This is a genomic window from Mesorhizobium sp. M1027 (assembly GCF_040318745.1).
GTDB lineage: Bacteria > Pseudomonadota > Alphaproteobacteria > Rhizobiales > Rhizobiaceae > Mesorhizobium.
Genome location: NZ_JAMYMW010000002.1, coordinates 65605 through 83796 on the forward strand (window position 1 = coordinate 65605; position 18192 = coordinate 83796).

General features: G+C 63.4%; 15 protein-coding genes, 1 tRNA gene and 1 pseudogene. 8 read left to right on the forward strand and 9 right to left on the reverse strand.

Annotated elements, in window-relative coordinates:
- Positions 1 to 101 precede the first annotated feature (101 nt).
- The 5 genes from NKH50_RS04825 to NKH50_RS04845 all read left to right on the forward strand — a co-directional run bounded on the left by NKH50_RS04825 (position 102) and on the right by NKH50_RS04845 (position 4803).
- Entirely contained in the window at positions 102 to 1127 is a 1026-nt protein-coding gene (locus NKH50_RS04825; RefSeq protein WP_352648486.1) for a glucokinase, read from the forward strand.
- Between the two features lie 118 nt (positions 1128 to 1245).
- Positions 1246 to 3105, forward strand: coding sequence for an ABC transporter ATP-binding protein (locus tag NKH50_RS04830; RefSeq protein ID WP_352701143.1), 1860 nt, complete (start codon positions 1246 to 1248; stop codon positions 3103 to 3105).
- 20 nt (positions 3106 to 3125) lie between these two features.
- The gene (dapB, locus tag NKH50_RS04835) at positions 3126 to 3950 is read left to right on the forward strand and encodes a 4-hydroxy-tetrahydrodipicolinate reductase (RefSeq protein WP_352877553.1); all 825 of its coding nucleotides are present in this window, start codon (positions 3126 to 3128) and stop codon (positions 3948 to 3950) included.
- A gap of 74 nt (positions 3951 to 4024) precedes the next feature.
- Entirely contained in the window at positions 4025 to 4645 is a 621-nt protein-coding gene (locus NKH50_RS04840) for a 2,3-bisphosphoglycerate-dependent phosphoglycerate mutase (RefSeq protein ID WP_254817988.1), read from the forward strand.
- Positions 4646 to 4718: 73 nt separating this feature from the next.
- Positions 4719 to 4803, forward strand: a tRNA-Leu gene (locus NKH50_RS04845).
- A gap of 82 nt (positions 4804 to 4885) precedes the next feature.
- On the opposite strand, the gene NKH50_RS04850 is transcribed toward NKH50_RS04845, so the two are convergent.
- The 5 genes from NKH50_RS04850 to NKH50_RS04870 form a co-directional block, all read right to left on the reverse strand.
- Complete coding sequence (locus NKH50_RS04850) at positions 4886 to 5113, reverse strand: DUF4087 domain-containing protein (RefSeq protein WP_352689803.1); 228 nt, start codon at positions 5111 to 5113, stop codon at positions 4886 to 4888.
- A 144-nt stretch (positions 5114 to 5257) separates the two neighbouring features.
- Complete coding sequence (locus NKH50_RS04855) at positions 5258 to 5665, reverse strand: lysozyme inhibitor LprI family protein (protein ID WP_352877026.1); 408 nt, start codon at positions 5663 to 5665, stop codon at positions 5258 to 5260.
- A 220-nt stretch (positions 5666 to 5885) separates the two neighbouring features.
- Positions 5886 to 6320, reverse strand: a complete 435-nt coding sequence (locus NKH50_RS04860; RefSeq protein ID WP_352701148.1) for a hypothetical protein — start codon at positions 6318 to 6320, stop codon at positions 5886 to 5888.
- Between the two features lie 33 nt (positions 6321 to 6353).
- Positions 6354 to 6743 (reverse strand): hypothetical protein, encoded by a 390-nt coding sequence (locus NKH50_RS04865; protein WP_352701150.1) that lies wholly within the window; start codon positions 6741 to 6743, stop codon positions 6354 to 6356.
- A 784-nt stretch (positions 6744 to 7527) separates the two neighbouring features.
- Positions 7528 to 9525 carry a transcriptional regulator gene (locus tag NKH50_RS04870; protein WP_352877555.1) on the reverse strand — a complete coding sequence of 666 codons (1998 nt, stop codon included), beginning with the start codon at positions 9523 to 9525 and terminating at the stop codon, positions 7528 to 7530.
- Positions 9526 to 9772: 247 nt separating this feature from the next.
- Here NKH50_RS04870 and NKH50_RS04875 point away from each other — a divergent pair, with 247 nt between their 5' ends.
- Entirely contained in the window at positions 9773 to 10858 is a 1086-nt protein-coding gene (locus NKH50_RS04875; protein ID WP_352508625.1) for a PLP-dependent cysteine synthase family protein, read from the forward strand.
- Between the two features lie 25 nt (positions 10859 to 10883).
- Positions 10884 to 12371 carry a pyridoxal phosphate-dependent decarboxylase family protein gene (locus tag NKH50_RS04880; protein WP_352877031.1) on the forward strand — a complete coding sequence of 496 codons (1488 nt, stop codon included), beginning with the start codon at positions 10884 to 10886 and terminating at the stop codon, positions 12369 to 12371.
- 49 nt (positions 12372 to 12420) lie between these two features.
- Here NKH50_RS04880 and NKH50_RS04885 read toward each other — a convergent pair whose 3' ends face one another.
- The 4 genes from NKH50_RS04885 to NKH50_RS04900 all read right to left on the reverse strand — a co-directional run bounded on the left by NKH50_RS04885 (position 12421) and on the right by NKH50_RS04900 (position 17625).
- On the reverse strand, positions 12421 to 14061 hold the full coding sequence (locus NKH50_RS04885) for an ABC transporter substrate-binding protein (protein ID WP_352877034.1): 1641 nt from the start codon (positions 14059 to 14061) through the stop codon (positions 12421 to 12423).
- Between the two features lie 211 nt (positions 14062 to 14272).
- Positions 14273 to 15274 (reverse strand): alpha/beta hydrolase, encoded by a 1002-nt coding sequence (locus tag NKH50_RS04890; protein ID WP_352877037.1) that lies wholly within the window; start codon positions 15272 to 15274, stop codon positions 14273 to 14275.
- A 16-nt stretch (positions 15275 to 15290) separates the two neighbouring features.
- Complete coding sequence (locus NKH50_RS04895; protein ID WP_352737872.1) at positions 15291 to 15968, reverse strand: isochorismatase family protein; 678 nt, start codon at positions 15966 to 15968, stop codon at positions 15291 to 15293.
- 352 nt (positions 15969 to 16320) lie between these two features.
- Positions 16321 to 17625, reverse strand: coding sequence for a M24 family metallopeptidase (locus NKH50_RS04900; RefSeq protein WP_352877040.1), 1305 nt, complete (start codon positions 17623 to 17625; stop codon positions 16321 to 16323).
- 267 nt (positions 17626 to 17892) lie between these two features.
- Here NKH50_RS04900 and NKH50_RS04905 point away from each other — a divergent pair.
- Positions 17893 to 18174, forward strand: a pseudogene (locus tag NKH50_RS04905) (GIY-YIG nuclease family protein); the annotation flags it as partial.
- Positions 18175 to 18192: the final 18 nt, after the last annotated feature.

The window sequence follows — 18192 nt, forward strand, 5'->3', positions numbered from 1 at the left end:
TCTGCATCCGTGCATCTCCACTTCGAAAACCGATTTCCCTTTTTGCGGTCATGCGCTAGTCAACGAGAGAACGGCGATACGCGTCGGGAACGGACGAGAGCATGCCAGGCGTAAGCGACGACGACACTCTGTTGCGATTTCCGATCCTGATCGGCGACATAGGCGGCACCAATGCGCGCTTCTCGATCGTACTTGACGCGAATTCCGAGGCCGGCGAGCCGACCATCGTTCAAACCGCCAACTTCAATACGATCGACGAGGCGATCCAGTCGGCCGTGCTCGACCGTTCGTCGGTCCGGCCGAATTCAGCTGTGCTGGCGGTGGCCGGCCCTGTCGAGAGTGACGAGATCCCCCTCACCAATTGCCCATGGATCGTCAAGCCGAGACAGATGTTCGCCAGTCTCGGTCTCGGCGACGTCGTGGTGCTCAACGACTTCGAGGCGCAGGCGCTGGCTGTCGTCGCGCTCGGCGAAGAGCACATGGAAAAGATCGGCGGCGACGAGCCGGAACCGAATTCCGGGCGGGTGGTGCTCGGCCCGGGAACCGGGCTCGGCGTCGCCGGGCTGGTTTATGCGCTGCATCACTGGATACCGGTGCCCGGCGAGGGTGGCCATATGGATATCGGGCCGCGCTCGTCGCGTGATTTCGAGGTGTTTCCGCATATCGAGAAGCTCGAGGGTCGCATCTCCGGCGAACAGATCCTCTCAGGACGCGGCCTGGTAAACGCCTACCGGGCGGTGGCCAAAGCGGACGGCAAGCCGTCGCCCTTCACCACGCCTGCCGAGATCACCGCCGCGGCGCTGGCAAGGAACGATCCCGTGGCCGAAGAGGCGCTGTCGATCTTCGTCACCTGCCTGGGGCGCACCGCCGGCGACCTCGCTCTGGTGTTCATGAGCCGCGGGGGTGTTTTCCTCACCGGCGGCATCGCGCAAAAAATCCTGCCGGCGCTTCGGACCGGCAGTTTCCGCGCTGCCTTCGAGGACAAGGCGCCGCACAGCGCCCTGATGCGCAGCATGCCGGTCTACGTCATCACCCATCCGCTGGCAGCGCTTTTAGGGCTGGCCGCCTATGCCAGAAATCCGTCGCTGTTCGGCGTGCAGACGGCGGGGCGACGCTGGCGGGTTTAGGACACAAGCCGCGCGCGACGAAGTTTCGCCGTCCCCGGCCATAGGCAAGCCGCCATTGGGGCGTTAAGAGGTTGCCGAATTGCAGCCCGGCCGAACCGAAACCACAAAGCGCTCAAACGTGACACTTCCAGCACCAACCAAAGGGAAAGTCCGTCCCAGCGAGATCGTGGCTGTTATCCGCCGCATCATCGCCGAGAACAGCGGCGATTATCGCTGGTACTATGCTCTTGCCGTGCTGTGCCTGGTGACGATCGCGGCGACGACCGCCTTCACAGCGTGGATCATGAAGGATGTCATCGATCAGATCTTCTACCAACGGCGCGGCGATCTTATCGCGCTGATCAGCGTGTCGATCCTGGCCGCCTTCATGCTGCGCGGGCTGGCCAGCTACGGCCAGGCAGTGACGCTGGCCAAAATCGGCAACAATCTGGTAGCGCGCTATCAACGCCGCATCTTCGACCACCTGATGAAGCTCGGCGTCGGCTTCTTCAACGACACCCGCTCGGGCCGGCTCGCCGCGCAGATCAACGAGAACGTCAACGGCATCCGCGATCTCCTGTCGATGACGCTGACATCGCTGGCGCGCGATGCGGTATCGCTTGTCGCGCTGGTCGGCGTCATGATCTGGCAGGACCCGATGCTCTCCGCGATGTCGCTGCTGATCGGCCCGCCTTTGATCTACAGTGTCACCTATCTGATGCGCCGGGTGCGTCGCATCACCCGTGAATCGGTGCAGATCAACTCGCGGCTGATCGGCGCCATGCAGGAAGCAACGCAAGGCATCGCCATCGTCAAGGCCTTCACCCTGGAAGAAGAGCTGTCGCGCCGCATCGGCGGCCTCGTCGCCGGCGCCGAGCAGCGGGCAAACAAGATCGCCCGCGTCTCGGAACGGCTGACGCCGATCTCCGAAATGCTGGCCGGCTTCGCCGTCGCCGGCGTCATCGCCTATTCCGGCTACCGGGCGACCGTCGGCGGCCAGCCGCCGGGCGCGGTGTTTGCCTTCATTACCGCCCTGCTGCTTGCCTATGACCCCGCCAGGCGGCTGGCGCGTATGCAGGTCGGCATGGAAAAGTCGCTGGTCAATGCGCGCATGATCTACGAGCTTCTCGACCTCGAGCCGCAGCAGGGTGACGTGCCGGGAGCCGCCGAGGCGAAATTCACCTCTGGCGAAGTGCGCTTCAACAACGTGTCCTTTCGCTATGTCGAAGAAGCGCCGGTCCTGCAGGATTTGAGCTTTGTCGCCGCCGCCGGCAAGGTGACCGCCATCGTCGGCGCCTCGGGCGCCGGCAAGACGACGCTGGTTGCGCTGCTGCAGCGCTTCTACGACGTCGAGTCGGGCAGCATCGAAATCGACGGCCAGGACATTTCAAAGGTCACCAAGCATTCGCTGCGCGGCTCGATCGCCTATGTTTCGCAGCAGCCCTATCTGTTCGAAGGCACCATCCGCGACAACATCCGCTACGGACGTCTGAGCGCCACCGACGCCGAGATTGAACGCGCCGCGCAACAGGCCGCGGCCGACGATTTCATCCGCCAGCAGCCGCAAGGCTACGACACGCCGGTCGGCGAGAACGGCGTGACGCTGTCGGGCGGCCAGCGCCAGCGTGTATCGATTGCACGCGCCATCGTTCGGCAGGCGCCGATCCTGCTGCTCGATGAAGCCACCTCGGCGCTCGACAACGAGGCCGAGGCCCGCGTCCAGGAAGCGCTGACCCATGTCATGGAAGGGCGCACCACTATCGTCATCGCGCACCGGCTGTCGACGGTGGTCAATGCCGACCATATCATCGTGCTCGAGCAGGGCCGGCTGGTCGAACAGGGCACGCATGCCTCGTTGATGGCCGACCCGCACAGCGTCTATGCGCGGTTCCACCGGGTGCAGGGCAGGAAAGGGCTGGGGCTTGTCGATGATGCCAAGCCAATCCAGACTGCGGCGCAAAATGGTCACGCGAAACAGGCGGCCGGGAGACATTCATGAGCGACACACCGACCGTCAACATCAATGAAACGGGGGAAATGGGCCTGGTGGTGGTGGGCGCGGCCGGCCGCATGGGCCAGGCGCTGATCCGCGCCATCCACGCGATACCGGGTGCCCGCGTCGCCGGCGCCATCGAGCGGGCCGGCTCACCCCATATCGGCAAGGATGCCGGCGAACTGGCCGGCGTCGGCATGCTCGAGGTGGCAATCGGCGACGATCCGCTGCCGGCCTTCGCCAAGGCCGACGGCGTGCTCGATTTCACCACGCCGGCGGCGACCGTCGAATTCGCCGGCTACGCCGCGCAGGCGCGCATCGCCCATATCATCGGCACCACCGGCTGCTCGGACGAAGACAACGCCAGGATCGCGGCGGCGGCACGGCACGCGACGATCGTCAAGTCAGGCAATATGAGCCTCGGCGTCAATCTGCTGGCGGTGCTGGTTGAGCAGGCGGCGCGCGCGCTCGACGCCGACGATTTCGACATCGAGATCCTGGAAATGCACCACCGGCACAAGGTCGACGCGCCGTCGGGCACGGCGCTGCTGCTCGGCGAAGCCGCCGCTGCCGGGCGCGGCGTAGCACTTGCCGGCAACGATGTTCGCGTGCGCGACGGCCATACCGGCGTGCGCAAGAGCGGCTCGATCGGTTTCGCCAGCTTGCGCGGCGGCTCGGTGGTCGGCGACCACAGTGTGGTGCTGGCCGGTACCGGCGAGCGCATCACGCTTGCCCACCACGCCGAAGACCGGGCGATCTTTGCCCGCGGCGCGGTCAAGGCAGCCCTGTGGGCGCGCGGCCGCAAGCCGGGCCTCTATTCGATGCGGGACGTACTCGGCCTGACAAGCTGATACAGACTTGGCTGATCCACAGACTTGGCTGATCCACAAGATTTGGCTGATTCACAAAATTTGAAGGAGCAAATATGTCGAGAACTCTCGTGCTCGTGCGCCACGGCCAGAGCGAATGGAACCTGAAGAACCTGTTTACGGGCTGGCGCGACGTCGACCTGACCGAACTGGGTCATGCCGAAGCCAAGGCGGCCGGCGCCAAGCTCAGGGCGCGCGGCATGAAATTCGACATCGCCTTCACGTCGTCGCTGATCCGGGCGCAGAAGACCTGCCAGCATATTCTCGACGCCGTTGGCCAGAGCGAGCTCGAGACCATCCGCGACCAGGCGCTGAACGAGCGCGACTATGGCGATCTCTCCGGCCTCAACAAGGATGATGCGCGCAAGAAATGGGGCGAGGAGCAGGTGCATATATGGCGCCGCTCCTACGACGTGGCGCCGCCCGGCGGTGAAAGCCTGAAAGACACCGGCGCGCGCGTCTGGCCCTATTACCTGCACGATCTGCAGCCGCATGTGCTGCGCGGCGGTACCGTGCTGGTGGCAGCACACGGCAATTCGCTGCGCGCGCTGATCATGGCGCTGGACGGCAAATCGGGCGAGGAGATCGTCAAGCTCGAACTCGGCACCGGCGTGCCGGTCATCTATACGCTCAACGCCGATTCGACGGTGGCATCGAAGGAAGTGCTGGAGGGCTGAGGCGGAGAAGGAACGCGGCATTCAAAAAAGCGCGTTGACACTCATCCCTCGCCCGCTTAATGAGCGCGCACCAGCCCAGATGGCGGAATTGGTAGACGCGCACGGTTCAGGTCCGTGTTCCGCAAGGAGTGGAGGTTCGAGTCCTCTTCTGGGCACCAAATTCCCGTTTCGGACCGTTTGATATGGTTCGGAGACTCCAAGAAAAAGCCCGGTTTTGCCGGGCTTTTTTGTATCCAATAATTATCGGCCCGGGCTAGGCAGCGATCTGTCGTTGCGACAGCGCACCAGCGGAAGGATTTCGCCCGAGATTACTCTGGTGATCTTTTGCTGTTTGGCGTTGGTCACGACGCTCATGCACGCACATCCGTAGCCATGGCCCGAACCGGGCACATTGGTCTCGACGAATTGCCGCTTGTCAAAGGCCGGCACATTGTCGATGCCGCCACAGGCTCCCTTTGGACATCGCACAGTGGACCGTCGATGAAATCGCCGTTGAGCAAATTGTCCGCACTGCCCTTGCGCGCCGACGCAACCCCTCGCATCCTTGCATGTCCGGCGGCGACGCCAAGCTCGCCGCCGGCGTCATCGTGATCAGATCAGCTGTGGCGTGTGTCAGTTCGCGGCCGGAACAGGGCAGCTCATGTCGCCCTCCTGGCATTTCAGATAGCCTTCGAAATCTTTGGCACGGGATTGCGTAAGGCCGTCCATGCACTGCGCGATGAGCATTGGCATCATGCTTCCTCCGGCCGCTCCCGCCGTCTGGAAACTGCACTCCGCGTCGCGAAACTTGCCCCAATCGCGCTGTGCCTGGACAAGCAGCTTCTTGGTATCCGCATCGTCGTTCAGGCGGGCTTCGATCTGCTTGTAAAGCTCGTTGAGCTTCTTGTCGGATTTCTGAAACTCGGCACCGAAGCACTGCTTCATGGTGGCCTGATCCTTGGCATCGGCGCACTTGTCCTTGGCGAAGGCGACAGTCGGCATGGCCGGAACCATGGCAGCAATCAGTATTGCGGTTTTCATCGATTTCCCTTTCCGGTTGCAGTCAAGCTCTTAAGTTGCTCAGCCCCGCCCCATGTTGCTGTCCGTCATTGCCACGGTTAGCCGTGCCCATGGTCTGATTATCTGGTTTTCGTTGGATCCGCTTTGTCGCCTTTGGAGACCGTGACGCGACTTCCGTCACGCCGGAATAGTTGTTCTCCTCATGCCAACGGCGTCGGCGGCAAATGTCCACCGATCACCATCATTCCGTAACTTGCTCGGCAAAACACTTTGCCAGGTCTTGCGGCGCTCCGAGCTTCTTCGCCCAGGATACCAGTTCAGGTTTTTCCGACGGCTCGGCATAGCCGCCCCACACGTCGCGAAACTGCTTCTTTCCGTCGACTGTCTGGAAGAACATCACACCGTCGTCGCCCACGGGCGTGGAGACGTAAGCGGCGCTCCAGTTGCCGTTCTCCATGATCGTGATGAACTTCACCCGAGCGGGCTTGACCTTGTTGTTCAACGCCGAGGCGACGAGAGATGCATATTCCTGCTTGCGCGCCTTCGTCGCTTCGACCTTTATGCCGTCGCAGGCGCTACCCGCAGCGAAAGCGGATGTCAGCGTCATTCCCAGCCCCGTGAGGCCGGCCATAACGATTTTGGCATGTCGCCGGACCAGGCCGCTGAATTCAGGCATAATTGGCTTCCTCCTTTTTCGCCCCGGAGTCCCTTATTCGGAATCGTCATCGTCCGATGAATTGTCATCGTCCGGTATATCGACCTCGCAGCCGATGCCGCGGCAGCCTTGGTAGTTGCCTTGCGTATCGAAGTTCGGATTGCCTTCTTTGTCGTACTGCGGTCTGTCGTCGATCGTTTGATCCCCGTCATCAGGATCGTCGACTTTACATCCGAGCCCATGGCAGCCGATGTAACGGCCCCTGGTATCGAAGTTGGGATTGCCGTTCCTGTCGAACTGCGGCCGGTCATCAATCTTTCGGCCGCCTTTGTGGGACGGATCAACCAGGCAGCCCTTTCCGCGACAATCATCGTAATCGTCGGTGGTACAACCGGCGATCGCCATCACAGCAGTGGCCAAGGCCGCACAGATTACGAATTTCATGGTTCATTCCTCCGACTGGCTGGCGGACATCGTCGATGTCGGAAGGCCGTTGCAGGCGGCGATCCCCGCCTTTGCCGCGGAGTCTGGCGCCAATCGGAGGAGGGCAAAGCTTCGCCGGCCATCGAACGAGAGCCAGGCTGTGGGCGACGCATTCGACGACTTAGCCGATGGTTGCCGTAATCTCTCACGTCGGAGGGAACGCTCCCGGCGGGGGCCGCCGCATTAGCGAATGTCAATATTCCTCTCCATGCTTAGTGCCCCGTCCGCCCAAGCATGTTTCAACAATCCGCTGACGCGGCTGTGCTTCCAAGAAATTGCATCCGAGTCCGCCTGTGACAAGGACAAATCCCAATATCGCAGGTTGAATTTGGCAGATGCTTAATATTTCGGAATCAGCACCGGTTATCTTAGCAGGCACTGAAACATGCATCTGCCGCAAGATTACGGAACGTTCCATTAGCTTTGTTTCTCATTGATACAAGTAATACTCCATAGCGTTGTGACTTTTCGCCTGCTCTACGAAAAAAACGCGACGAGACCGTTTCTTATAAGATCGCCCTAATCGCGATCTATCGTGGTATTTTTTTCGAACCCAGCCCAACCCGTTGCGAGGGCCAAAAGAAACGCCGCCCCTTTGCCGACTTTTCGTACTGGCCGTCGGGCCAGGCGACTGCAAACATCCTCAAGGTCAGCCTGACGATGCGCCTTGGCTGCGGACATGACGATGTTTCGTGGCGCCAGCCGCGATGAGCGGTTTAGAAAGCCGGACGAACCCCGCCTTGTCTCACCCCAGCCCGATCCGCTTGGCGCCTTGCCGGAACAGCGCCTCGGCGTCCGGCTCGAAGCGAAAGGTGCCGATGAAATCGTCGGCGCAGTAGTTCGGCAGCATCTTGCGCAGCGCAGCGGCGAAACTTCGTGCCTCACTCAGCCGGCCCGCCAGCGCAAGGCAATGCGCGGCAATCGCCAGGATGATGACATGGGCGTTGGGACGGGCGGCTGCTTTCAGCGCCCATTCGGCGGCTTCATCGAACTGGCCAAGCCGGACATGCGACATCGCCCTGGCGCCCAACATGCCGAACAGCAGTGGATCGAAGGGACTCAGATGCCTGGAATGGTCGGACGAGCCGATCGCGGCCTGCGGGTCGCCGGACTGCGAATGGACGAACGACAGCGCATAGTGGCCGAGCGCGAAATTCGGGCTGAGGTCTACGGCGCGTTCGAGCTCGGTGAGGGAGCCGTCCTGTTCGCCACGCAGCCACAGCGCCCGCCCCATGGCCCAGTGAGCGGCTGGATTGTGATCGTCGACGAGCAGGCTCTGGCCGGCTGCCTCGAAGGCCAGGGCGCTTTCCTGGTCGCGGTCGCCCCAACGCTGGAAGGCATTTTGCCAATGGGTGAAGGAGAGGCCGGCATAGGCGCGGGCGAAGGTCGGATCGAGCTTCAAGGCCGTGTCGAAGAAATGCCGGGCCTGCTCGTTTTCCGTGCGGGTGAAGCGATACATGTGCCAGAGCCCGCGATGGTAGGCTTCCCAGGCGTTCAGCGAATTGGGCGCCTTCAGCATGGCGCGGTTGCGCTCGACGGTTTCGATCTCGGCCGAGATCGACGAGACGATGCTGTTGCCGATGTCGTCGAGCACGGTAAAGATGTCGTCCGGTCTGCGCTCGAACGTCTCGGCCCAGACGATCCTGGCCGTGCGCACCTCGACAAGTTCCACGCTGACCACGACGCGGGCTGCCTGGCAGCGTACCGTGCCGGTGGCGACATAGTCGACGTTGAGCCGGCGGCCGGCGTCCTCCGGCGCAATGTTTTTTTCGGCGAGCGCAAACACCGAGCCGCGTGCGATGACGAAAAAGTCCCTGAGCTTGGCCAGGCGGGTGATGATGTCGTGGGTGAGGCCGTCGGCCAATCCACCGCGCGGGCCGCCGACAGCCGCCTCTTCGGCAAACGGCATCACGGCGAGCGAAGCCTTCTGCGATGCAGCAGTATCGGAACGGGGAGGCACAATTGACGCGTGGGGGGCCGCGGGTACGAGTGAAGGTCGCGCCCAGAGCGCTGCTGCAGGTCGTTCACCGCGGATCGTCCGCCATGCCTCACGAACGGCTCCGAAATCCAGATCCTCTGAAGCAAACAGCCGCGCCGCGGAAGCGAGATGTTCCTCGCCCGCGCCAAACTGGCCGCGCTGCGCCAGCCTTTTCAGAAGAGCCATATGCGCGCGCCCGTCGAACGGAGCGAGTTCCAGCCATTTGTCCAGATGCGAGGACATTTCGTCGGCATCCGCCGGAAGCTTGTTGACGAGGTGTTCCAGGATTGCGGCGTGCCAGGCGCTGAAGCGGCGGCGCTGAGCGATCAGCCAACCGTCGAAATGCGGGCTGCGGTCGATCTCCAGCCCATCGAGAAAATCGCCGGCGAACATTCCGGAAAGAGCCTGGAGCCGCTCCAGACCGAGCGTCTCAACGCCCTTGGCGGCGGCCGAGGCTATGTCGATAGCGTCGGCGGAAGCACCTTTCAGATCAAGCGCGATCGTGTCGCCTGGTGTCTCGACCCTGCGATGGTGCGGTTCATCGAGGATGCCTCTAAGCTTGCTCAGGCACCAGCGAAGCTCGCCGCGCGGGTCGTTCGGCACATCCCACAAAAGCTCGCAGAGGCGGCTGCGGCCGACCGGATGTGGCGCCAGCGCCAGATAGGCGAGCAGCGCACGCAGCTTGCGCGATTTTGGGAGCTGGATGATGATGCCGTTGCGTGCGATCGTCAGCGGTCCGAGCAGACGCACGGAAAGACCGGCCATCTCGCCGCCGAGGCTCGATCGGGCGGATTCCACGTAAGTTTCCACGCCTGCTCCCACGCTGGCCAGTCGGCCTTTGTTTTATCACCAAACGTGACACGGTGCATCCGGCAGCGAATTCCCGCGCCGGATACTGGCATTGCCGGGAGGCAGATGTAGCGTGGCAAGGTCTCGAAACCTCGCCGCCCAAGCCACCGGTCTGTAACCGGCCCGTGACGACAAGAGACAACGACAACGCGAGGAGATCGACATGTTGCATCAACAGAAAATCAGAACCACCGCCGGGCGCGGCCGTCTGTTCGACAGCATTCTCGACACGGTCGGCGATACGCCGGTGATCCGCATCAATAATCTCGGACCGGACCATGCCACGATCTATGTGAAGGCCGAGTTCTTCAATCCCGCCGCCTCGGTAAAGGACAGGCTGGCACTCAACATCATCGAGGAGGGCGAGCGCAGCGGCGCCTTGAAGCCGGGCCAGACCGTGGTCGAGGCGACCAGCGGCAACACCGGCATCGGCCTTGCCATGGTTTGCGCCCAGAAGGGCTATCCGCTGGTGGTGACGATGGCCGACAGTTTTTCCATCGAACGCCGCAAGCTGATGCGCATGCTGGGCGCCAAGGTGGTGCTGACGCCGCGCGCCCAGAAGGGTTTTGGCATGTACACGAAGGCGGTGGAGCTCGCCGAGGCCAATGGCTGGTTCCTTGCCCGCCAGTTCGAGACCAAGGCCAATGCCGCCATTCACGAAGCGACCACGGCGCGCGAGATCATCAACGATTTCGCCGGCTCGCGGCTCGACTGTTTCGTCACCGGCTATGGCACGGGCGGCACCGTCGCCGGCGTCGGACGCGTGCTGCGCCGCGAGCGGCCGGAGACCCGGATCGTGCTCGCCGAACCGGCCAATGCGCAGCTTATCGGCAGCGGCAAGCCGCAGCAGCGCGGCGCCGGCGGCGCGCCTGCCGCCAGCCATCCAGCGTTCGAGCCGCATCCGATCCAGGGCTGGACGCCCGACTTCATTCCGGACGTGCTGCAGGAGGCGATCGATACAAGCCTCTACGACGACGTGGTGCCGATTGCCGGGCCCGAGGGCATGAAATGGGCCAAGGCGCTGGCGCAGAAGGAAGGGATTTTCACCGGCATCTCCGGCGGGGCGACCTTCGCGGTGGCGCGGCAGATCGCGGAAAAGGCGCTACCCGGCTCGGTGATCCTGTGCATGCTTCCCGACACCGGCGAGCGTTACATGACCACGCCGCTGTTCGACGGCATCGAAGCGGAGATGGACGCCGAGGAGACCGCGCTTTCGCAGTCGACGCCCGGCTGCCAGTTTCCGGCGTGACGGCGGCACATCGGGAGCGGCCTGCATGGACACGAAACCTGGATTGGCCGTCACGGCCAGCGAGGAAACGCTTGACCCCTCGAACTGGGCCGATGTGCAGGTCCTGTCGCATCGGATCGTCGACGATGCCGTCGCTTACCTGCGCGATGTCAGAGAGCGTCCGGTGTGGCAGGAGATGCCGGTCGATGTGAGGACCTTCTTCACATCGCCGCTGCCGCGTTCGCCGGCGCCGCTGGCAGAAATCTATGGCGACGTCACCAGGAGCTTGATGCCCTATCCGATGGGCAACATCCATCCGCGCTTCTGGTCCTGGTATATGGGCTCGAGCAATTTCACCGGCGCGCTCGGCGATTTCCTGGCGGCGATCCAGGGCTCCAACCTCGGCGGCGGCAACCATTCCGCCGCGCTGATGGACAACCAGGTCGTCGACTGGTGCAAGGAAATGATGGGCTTTCCGCAATCGGCCAGCGGCACACTGGTCAGCGGCGGCTCGATGGCCAACATCATCGGTCTGACCGTGGCGCGCAACGCCAAGGCCGGCATCGACATACGCGAGCACGGCGTTGCTGGCATCGACAAGCCACTGCGTTTCTACGGCTCCGACCAGCTTCACTCCTGTCATCGCAAGGCGATGGAGGCGCTCGGCCTCGGCAACCGGGCGCTGCGCCGCATCCCGAGCGATGCCGGGCTGCGGATCGACATCGCTGCGTTACGGGCGGCGATCGCCGAGGACCGTGACGCCGGTTTCAAGCCGGCCTGCGTGATCGGTACGGCCGGCACGGTGAACACCGGCGCAATCGACGATCTGCAAGCGCTGGCCGACCTGGCGGCAAAAGAGGATCTGTGGTTTCACGTCGATGGCTGCATCGGCGCCTTGCTTGCGATTGCGCCGGACAATTCGCATCGCGTTGCCGGCATCGAGCACGCCCACTCAATCGCGCTCGATCCGCATAAATGGCTGCACGCGCCCTTCGAGGTCGGCTGCGCGCTGATCCGGGATGCCTCCGCGCATCGCCGCACGTTCGCGGTGACGCCGGAATATCTGGAATCGACGCCGCGCGGCCTGGCCTCCGGCCAATGGCTGCACGACTACGGCTTGCAGACCTCACGCGGCTTCCGGGCGCTGAAGGTGTGGATGGCGCTGCGAGAACACGGCATCGAAAAGTTCGGCCGGCTGATCGACCAGAACATCGCGCAAGGGCATTATCTCGGTGAGCTGATCGAGGCCGAACCGGCGCTCGAGCTGGTGGCGCCGGTGAACATCAACATCGTCTGCTTTCGCTATCGCGCCGATGGGTTGGACGCTGAGCGCCTGAAAGCGCTCAATACCGAGATCATGCTGAGGCTGCAGGAAGAAGGCATCGCCGCCATTTCCGACACGACGGTGCATGGCCGGCATTGCCTCAGGGTCGCCATCAACAACCACCGTACCCGGCGTGACGATCTGGACCTGCTGGTGCGGGAAACGGTGCGCCTCGGGCGGGAGATTTCAAGGGCGGGCACCGCCGGCTGACGCCGGCTTCCGCTGCCTTGGGCGCCGGCTTTCCGTCGGGCGGCACGAGTCACGCCTCGAGCCAAACCTTCTCGAAATGCTGCTCGAGCGACTGGTGCTGCTCGCAGCCATGGACGCCCTTGCGGTAGGTGCGGTAGACCGAGCGCCAGTAGGGCTGGATGATAATGCCGGAATCGCGGAGATTCTGCTCGATCTTCGCCATGATCTCCTTGCGGTCGCCGGCATCGGGCATCGCCAGCGCCTTGTCGAGTAGGCTGTCGAATTCCGGATTGGCGTAAGCGCTCTCGTTCCAGGCGGCGCCCGATTTGTAGGCCAGCGCCAGCACCTGGATGCCCAGCGGCCGGCCGAGCCATTCGGTGCAGGAGAACGGATATTTGCTCCAGTCGTTCCAGAAGGTGGCGGCCGGCAGCACCGTGCGCTTGATCTTCAGCCCAGCCTCGCGCATCTGCGCTGCGATGGCGTCGCCGGTGGTCTTTTGCCAGTCGACGTCGACCGAAATGAGCTCGTATTCGTGATCGGCCTTGCCGGCCTCGGCGAGCAGGGCCTTGGCTTGATCGATGTTGCGCACGGCTGGGCCGATATCGGCATATTCGGGATGCATCGGCCCGACATGATGGTTCTCGGCCGGCTTGCCGCGGTTGTCCATGCCGATCTTCAGCACAGCGGCGTTGTCGACGGCGAGCTGGGCGGCGCGGCGCACCTTGATGTCGTCATAGGGCGGATTGGCGACATTGAAACGCGCGACGATCGTCGAGCCGGTGGCGATCTCGGAATTGCTCAGGCCCATGGAGTCCGTCTGCGCAACCGTGTCGGAGGCGGTTTCGTGGTCGGTGTCGATCTCGCCCGATTCGAAGGCAGACAGCATGGCGTTGGGATCGGAACCGTAGTCGACCCATTTGATGCCGTCGAGGTAGAATTCGCCCTTCCACCATGGCTTGTCCTTGCGGCGGACTTCGGCGCCGACCTCGGCGTCCCATGCCACGAGTTCGCACGGCCCGGTGGTGATCGCCAATGCCTTCATCGGGTCGCCGTCGCCTTCATAGCTGCGGTGCATGATCAGCGCCGGATAGTCGGCCATGCCGGCAATCAGTGAAATGTCGGGCTTGGGCAAATTGAGCCGCACGGTGAAGTCGTCGACGCGTTCGATGCCGCCGTCGACGGCTTTCTTGGTGTCCGCGTTGACCAGCGCGCCCATCCGCGCGGCGACAGAATTGCCGGCGACGGACGCATCGCACCAGCGCGTCAGATTGTGAATGACATCGTCGGCGTTGAAGGTGTCGCCATTCGACCAGTTGACGCCTTTGCGGACATGCAGCGTCAGCACGCGGGCATCGTCGCTGGTCTCCCAGCTCTCGAGCAGCCATGGCTCGAAGGTGAAGTCGCGGTTCCAGCGCACCAGATATTCATTACACTGGCGGGCGACGTTGGACATCTCGACGCCGTCGAAGGTGCGCGGATCCTTCCAGCCCTTGACGTTCATGGCAACGCGCAAGACGCCACCGCGCTTCGCCTCCTCGGCCCTGGCCGGTGACGGAGCAAGCCCGCCAAGCGCCAGCGCGCCGGCAGCGCTGACACCAAACGCGGCCATGGTGGCGAGATATTCGCGCCGGTTCATCTGGCCCTTCTTGAAGCCGTCGGCGACGGGCGCGGCCTGCGGATGCAATTTCCGATCGGTCAGCATGAACTTCATCGTCGTTCCCTCTTTGTTGGGCGCCTCCGACCGACCGCGCCGCGGGGGTGGTTGCGTTTCGCAGGGCGCCTTACGTGAGGTGATGATAATGCTGGCCTGAGCGGGCAAGTGTTCGGTTTTCCGCAGTTGTTGTGCGCTGTTCCGCAGTGGGGAGCTTGAGGAGAGAGGATTTCTGCGCTTGCCTGGCCGGCATGAGAGCCGCACTCCGCCGTCACTCCGGCCACTTACCCCCGCCCAGCGCGGCTATAGCCGCGACGATGCGATCAACGGCCTCGCTGGCGCGCGGCACGGTCTTGCGGGCGCGCAGGAAACTGTGCACGAGGCGCGGCTCCTCGCGCCACCATGCCTTACCGCCGGCGGCAAGGATGCGGTCGCGATAGGTCTGGCCGTCCGATGACAGCGGATCGCATCGCGCGGTGACGATTACCGTCGGCGGCAGGCTGGAGAAGTCGCTATCGCCAAGTGGCGAAAATGTCGGGTCGTCCGGCGACTGCCCCTTCGCTGCCCGGATATGGCGGTAGAATTCGACGTCCCGCAACGTCAGCAGCGGCGCTTCGGCGTGCTCGATATAGGAGCCGGTGCGCGCTTTGCGGTCCAGCTCTGGGCCGTCTAGCTCGTCACCGCCGAGCTCGGGATAGATCAGCACCTGGCCGATCGCGCGGCGAGGATGAGTGCGTGTCGCCTGCGCCACTGCTGCGGCCAGGTTGCCGCCGGCGCTCTCGCCGCAGAGCACGATCGGCAAGCCGGTCGTCGCCGCAGCCCATTCGAACACCGCCAGCGCATCCTCGAAGGCCGCCGGATGCAGATGTTCCGGCGCCAGCCGGTAGTCGGCGGACAGAACCGCAAAGCCGGTGCCGGCGCAGATCTCGGCGCAGATGTCGTCATGGCTGTCGAGCCCGCCAAGCACGAAACCGCCGCCGTGATAATAGACGACCATCGCCTGCGGCGCCGTTCCCGCCATATGGTAACGCCGGACCGGGATCGCACGGTCGCCGACGCTGCTGTCGCTGGCCTTGACGCCGGGTGGATAGGGCTCGCGAAACGCCCGGCACATGGCGTCATAGACCGCCCGCTGCCTGTCGATCGGCATGTAGACGATTTCGGGCGGATACCACTCGTTGACCCTGTCGATATAGGCCCACAGTTCCGGATCGAGCAGCGTTTGGTATTTTCCGCGGTCTTTTATTTCGGGTCGATCGGCTTCGGTGACCATCGCGGCGCGATTCCGCTCAGAGCTCGGCATAGAGCCGGGCGGCGTTTTCGTAGCTGAAACGCAGCGGCACTGAGCCCTCGACCTGCCAGGCATCGACCGTCTCGCCGGCCAGCAGCCGGCAGGCGGCCTCGGTGGTGGTGACGGCGCCGCCATAGAGCCGGTTGGCGAGGTTGAGAATGGCCGTCTGGTGCATCGCCGAGCTGCCGCTGCCGCAGGCATCCTTGACCAGCAGCACGCGAAACCCGAGCGCCACCGCATCTTTGACGGTGGCATCGATGCAGGCCTCGGTCCAGACGCCGGCGACGACCAGCCACTCGATGCCGTCGGCCTTGAGCCGCCCGGCGGCAGGCCCCGCGCGGAAGGCGCTGGCATCGGTCTTGACCAGCATCGTCTCGCCGGCTGCAGGCGCCACTTCCGGACAGATCGCCGTCAGCGGATCGTCCTTGTCGGAAAAGGCCGACTTGCCGTTGGCCTCGACCGGGTGGAACGGCCGTGCTGTGGCGAGATCGACGACATAGGCCCAGTGATACAACGGCACATGATTGGCCCGTGCCGCTGCCTGCAGGCGCTGTACGTTGGCGAGGATATCGCCATAGCCTTCGACCAGATAGCGCTTGTCCCGCCGATGCTCCTCCTGGAGATCGATGAACACCGCCGCCGCCTTGCCGGACTTGATCGAGATCGGGCTTTTCATGCAAAACTGCCTGGCTTCCCGGCCAACGCTGTTCCTTTCGGTGGGCTACCGCAAGCCGTGGAGATTGGGCGACGCCTAGCCAGCTTCGTCATCTCAGGGCGAAGCAGGAGCGAAGCTCCGTCGCGGAGACCCTGGGATCCATTCCGTGACGGCTGCCGAGGAATGCGGCGGAACAGAATCCTGCACCGCAGCAGCGTTCTGAAGTCACGGCATGGATCCTGGGGTCTGCGCCGCGTCGCTGCGCTCCTTGCTCCGCCCCAGGATGACGAAGCAAAGGGTGTTTCCGACAGTCGCCAAAGCGTGCGACCGGCCAAACGCGTCCGTCTATCAAAACTTTGCGAGGGAACGAGCATCAAACCTGTTTCTCCAAGAAATCGTCCTCATAAGGGAACCGCGACAGAAGTTCGGTGCCGGTCTCGGTGATCAGGATCTCGTCCTCCAGCTTGACGCCCTCGCGGCCGCCCTTCTCGCCGATATAGCTTTCGACGCTGACCACCATGCCGGGCACGATGACACCGTCGCGACCATAGGTTTCGTAATCCATGGCGTGCGCGATGAACGGCGTCTCGCCATGCATGCCGACGCCGTGCATGACCGAGGTGTAGCGCTGGTCGACGAAGCGGTCGGGAATTTTCCAGGCCTTTTCGGCAATCTCGCGAAACGTCATACCCGGCTTGACGACCCCGATATTGTGCTGAACCTGGTCGTGCGCCATCTTGTAGAGCGACTTCTGGTAATCCGTCGGCCTGCCCGGGCCGCAGCGGAAGGTGCGCGAGAAGTCCGAATAATAGCCGTAGCAGCCGATCGTGTCGGTATCGAGCGCCAAGAGTTCGCCCGGCCTGATCTTGCGGCCGCTCGCTTCGTTGAACCAAGGATTGGTGCGCTGGCCCGAGGTCAGCAAACGGGTTTCGATGAACTCGCCGCCTTGGCGGATCACCTCGCCATACATGATGGCGAACAGCTCGTTTTCGGAAACGCCTGGCTTGATCGCCTCGCGCACGGCATAGACGGCGGCCTCGGCGCCGGCCATCGACACCTGCAGGCATTTTACTTCCTCGGGCGTCTTGACCGCGCGCACCGCCAAAATCTCGCCCTGGCAATCGCGGACGTCGCAGCCGCGCTTTTCGAGCGCCAGCGCCTGCAGATGGCTGCAGCGGTCGAGGCCGAGCTTCATCGAGCCGCCGCCATGCGCCTTGAGCAAATCGGCGATCTCGTCGGCGAAGGGACCCGCGGTTTCGTCGTCGCGGCCCGACACCGAAGACCATACCAGCTTGGACGGACGCGCCTCGTCGATCGTGTCGAGCACCATCGAGACATGGTAGCTCTGCGGATATTCGAACAGCACGATCGGCCCTTCGGTGGGGATGAAGAAGTAGCGCGTCGAGTTGCGCAGGAAATAGCCGAACATGTTGCGCGAACCGGTGGCGTAACGCTGGTTGTAGGGGTCGAACAAAACGACGCCGCCATAGCCGGCCTCGCGCATCCAGGCACGCAGCTTGGCAAGGCGCCCCTTGCGCAGCGCGTCGGCGTCGATGAAGGACGGCTCGGTATCGGACAGCCACATGCCGCCGGCCGGATCGGCCGCCGCCGGATGGCGCATGCGGTCCTTGAAGTCGACGTCCTCGGTGCTGTCGGGGTCAAAAACGACAATGCTCATGGGTGCCTCCTGGAAGCGGCGAGGATGGGCCAAGGGTGGCGCAAAGTCTGTGCGAAATCCCGCAGGTGTTGTGCCGGATGCCGCTAGGCGGCAGCCCCCTTCAATTACCTCGGCGATTGACTGTGGGCCCGAACGTTTTCGTCATCCTAGGGCGGAGCAAGGAGCGAAGCGACGCAGCGCAGACCCTAGGATCCATGCCGTGACATTGGTCGTAGAATGCGGCGGAATGGCGCTTGTGCGCGCATCGATGCTCGCTACCCTGAAACCATGACCGGCTACGTTTACATGACCGCAAGCCAGAAGCGCGGCACGATCTATATCGGGGTTACGAATGATCTCGGCCGCCGCATGCCGGAGCACAAATCCGGCGAGGGCTCGCGGTTCACCAGCCGCTACGGTGTGCAGCGTCTGGTCTGGTATGAGGAACATTTCGACATTGTCGACGCCATCCAGCGCGAGAAGTCGCTGAAGCGCTGGCCACGCCAATGGAAGATCGAGCTCATCGAGAAGACCAATCCGGAATGGTTCGAGCTTTTTCGCGGGACGGGTCCGCAGGCGCACTGCCGC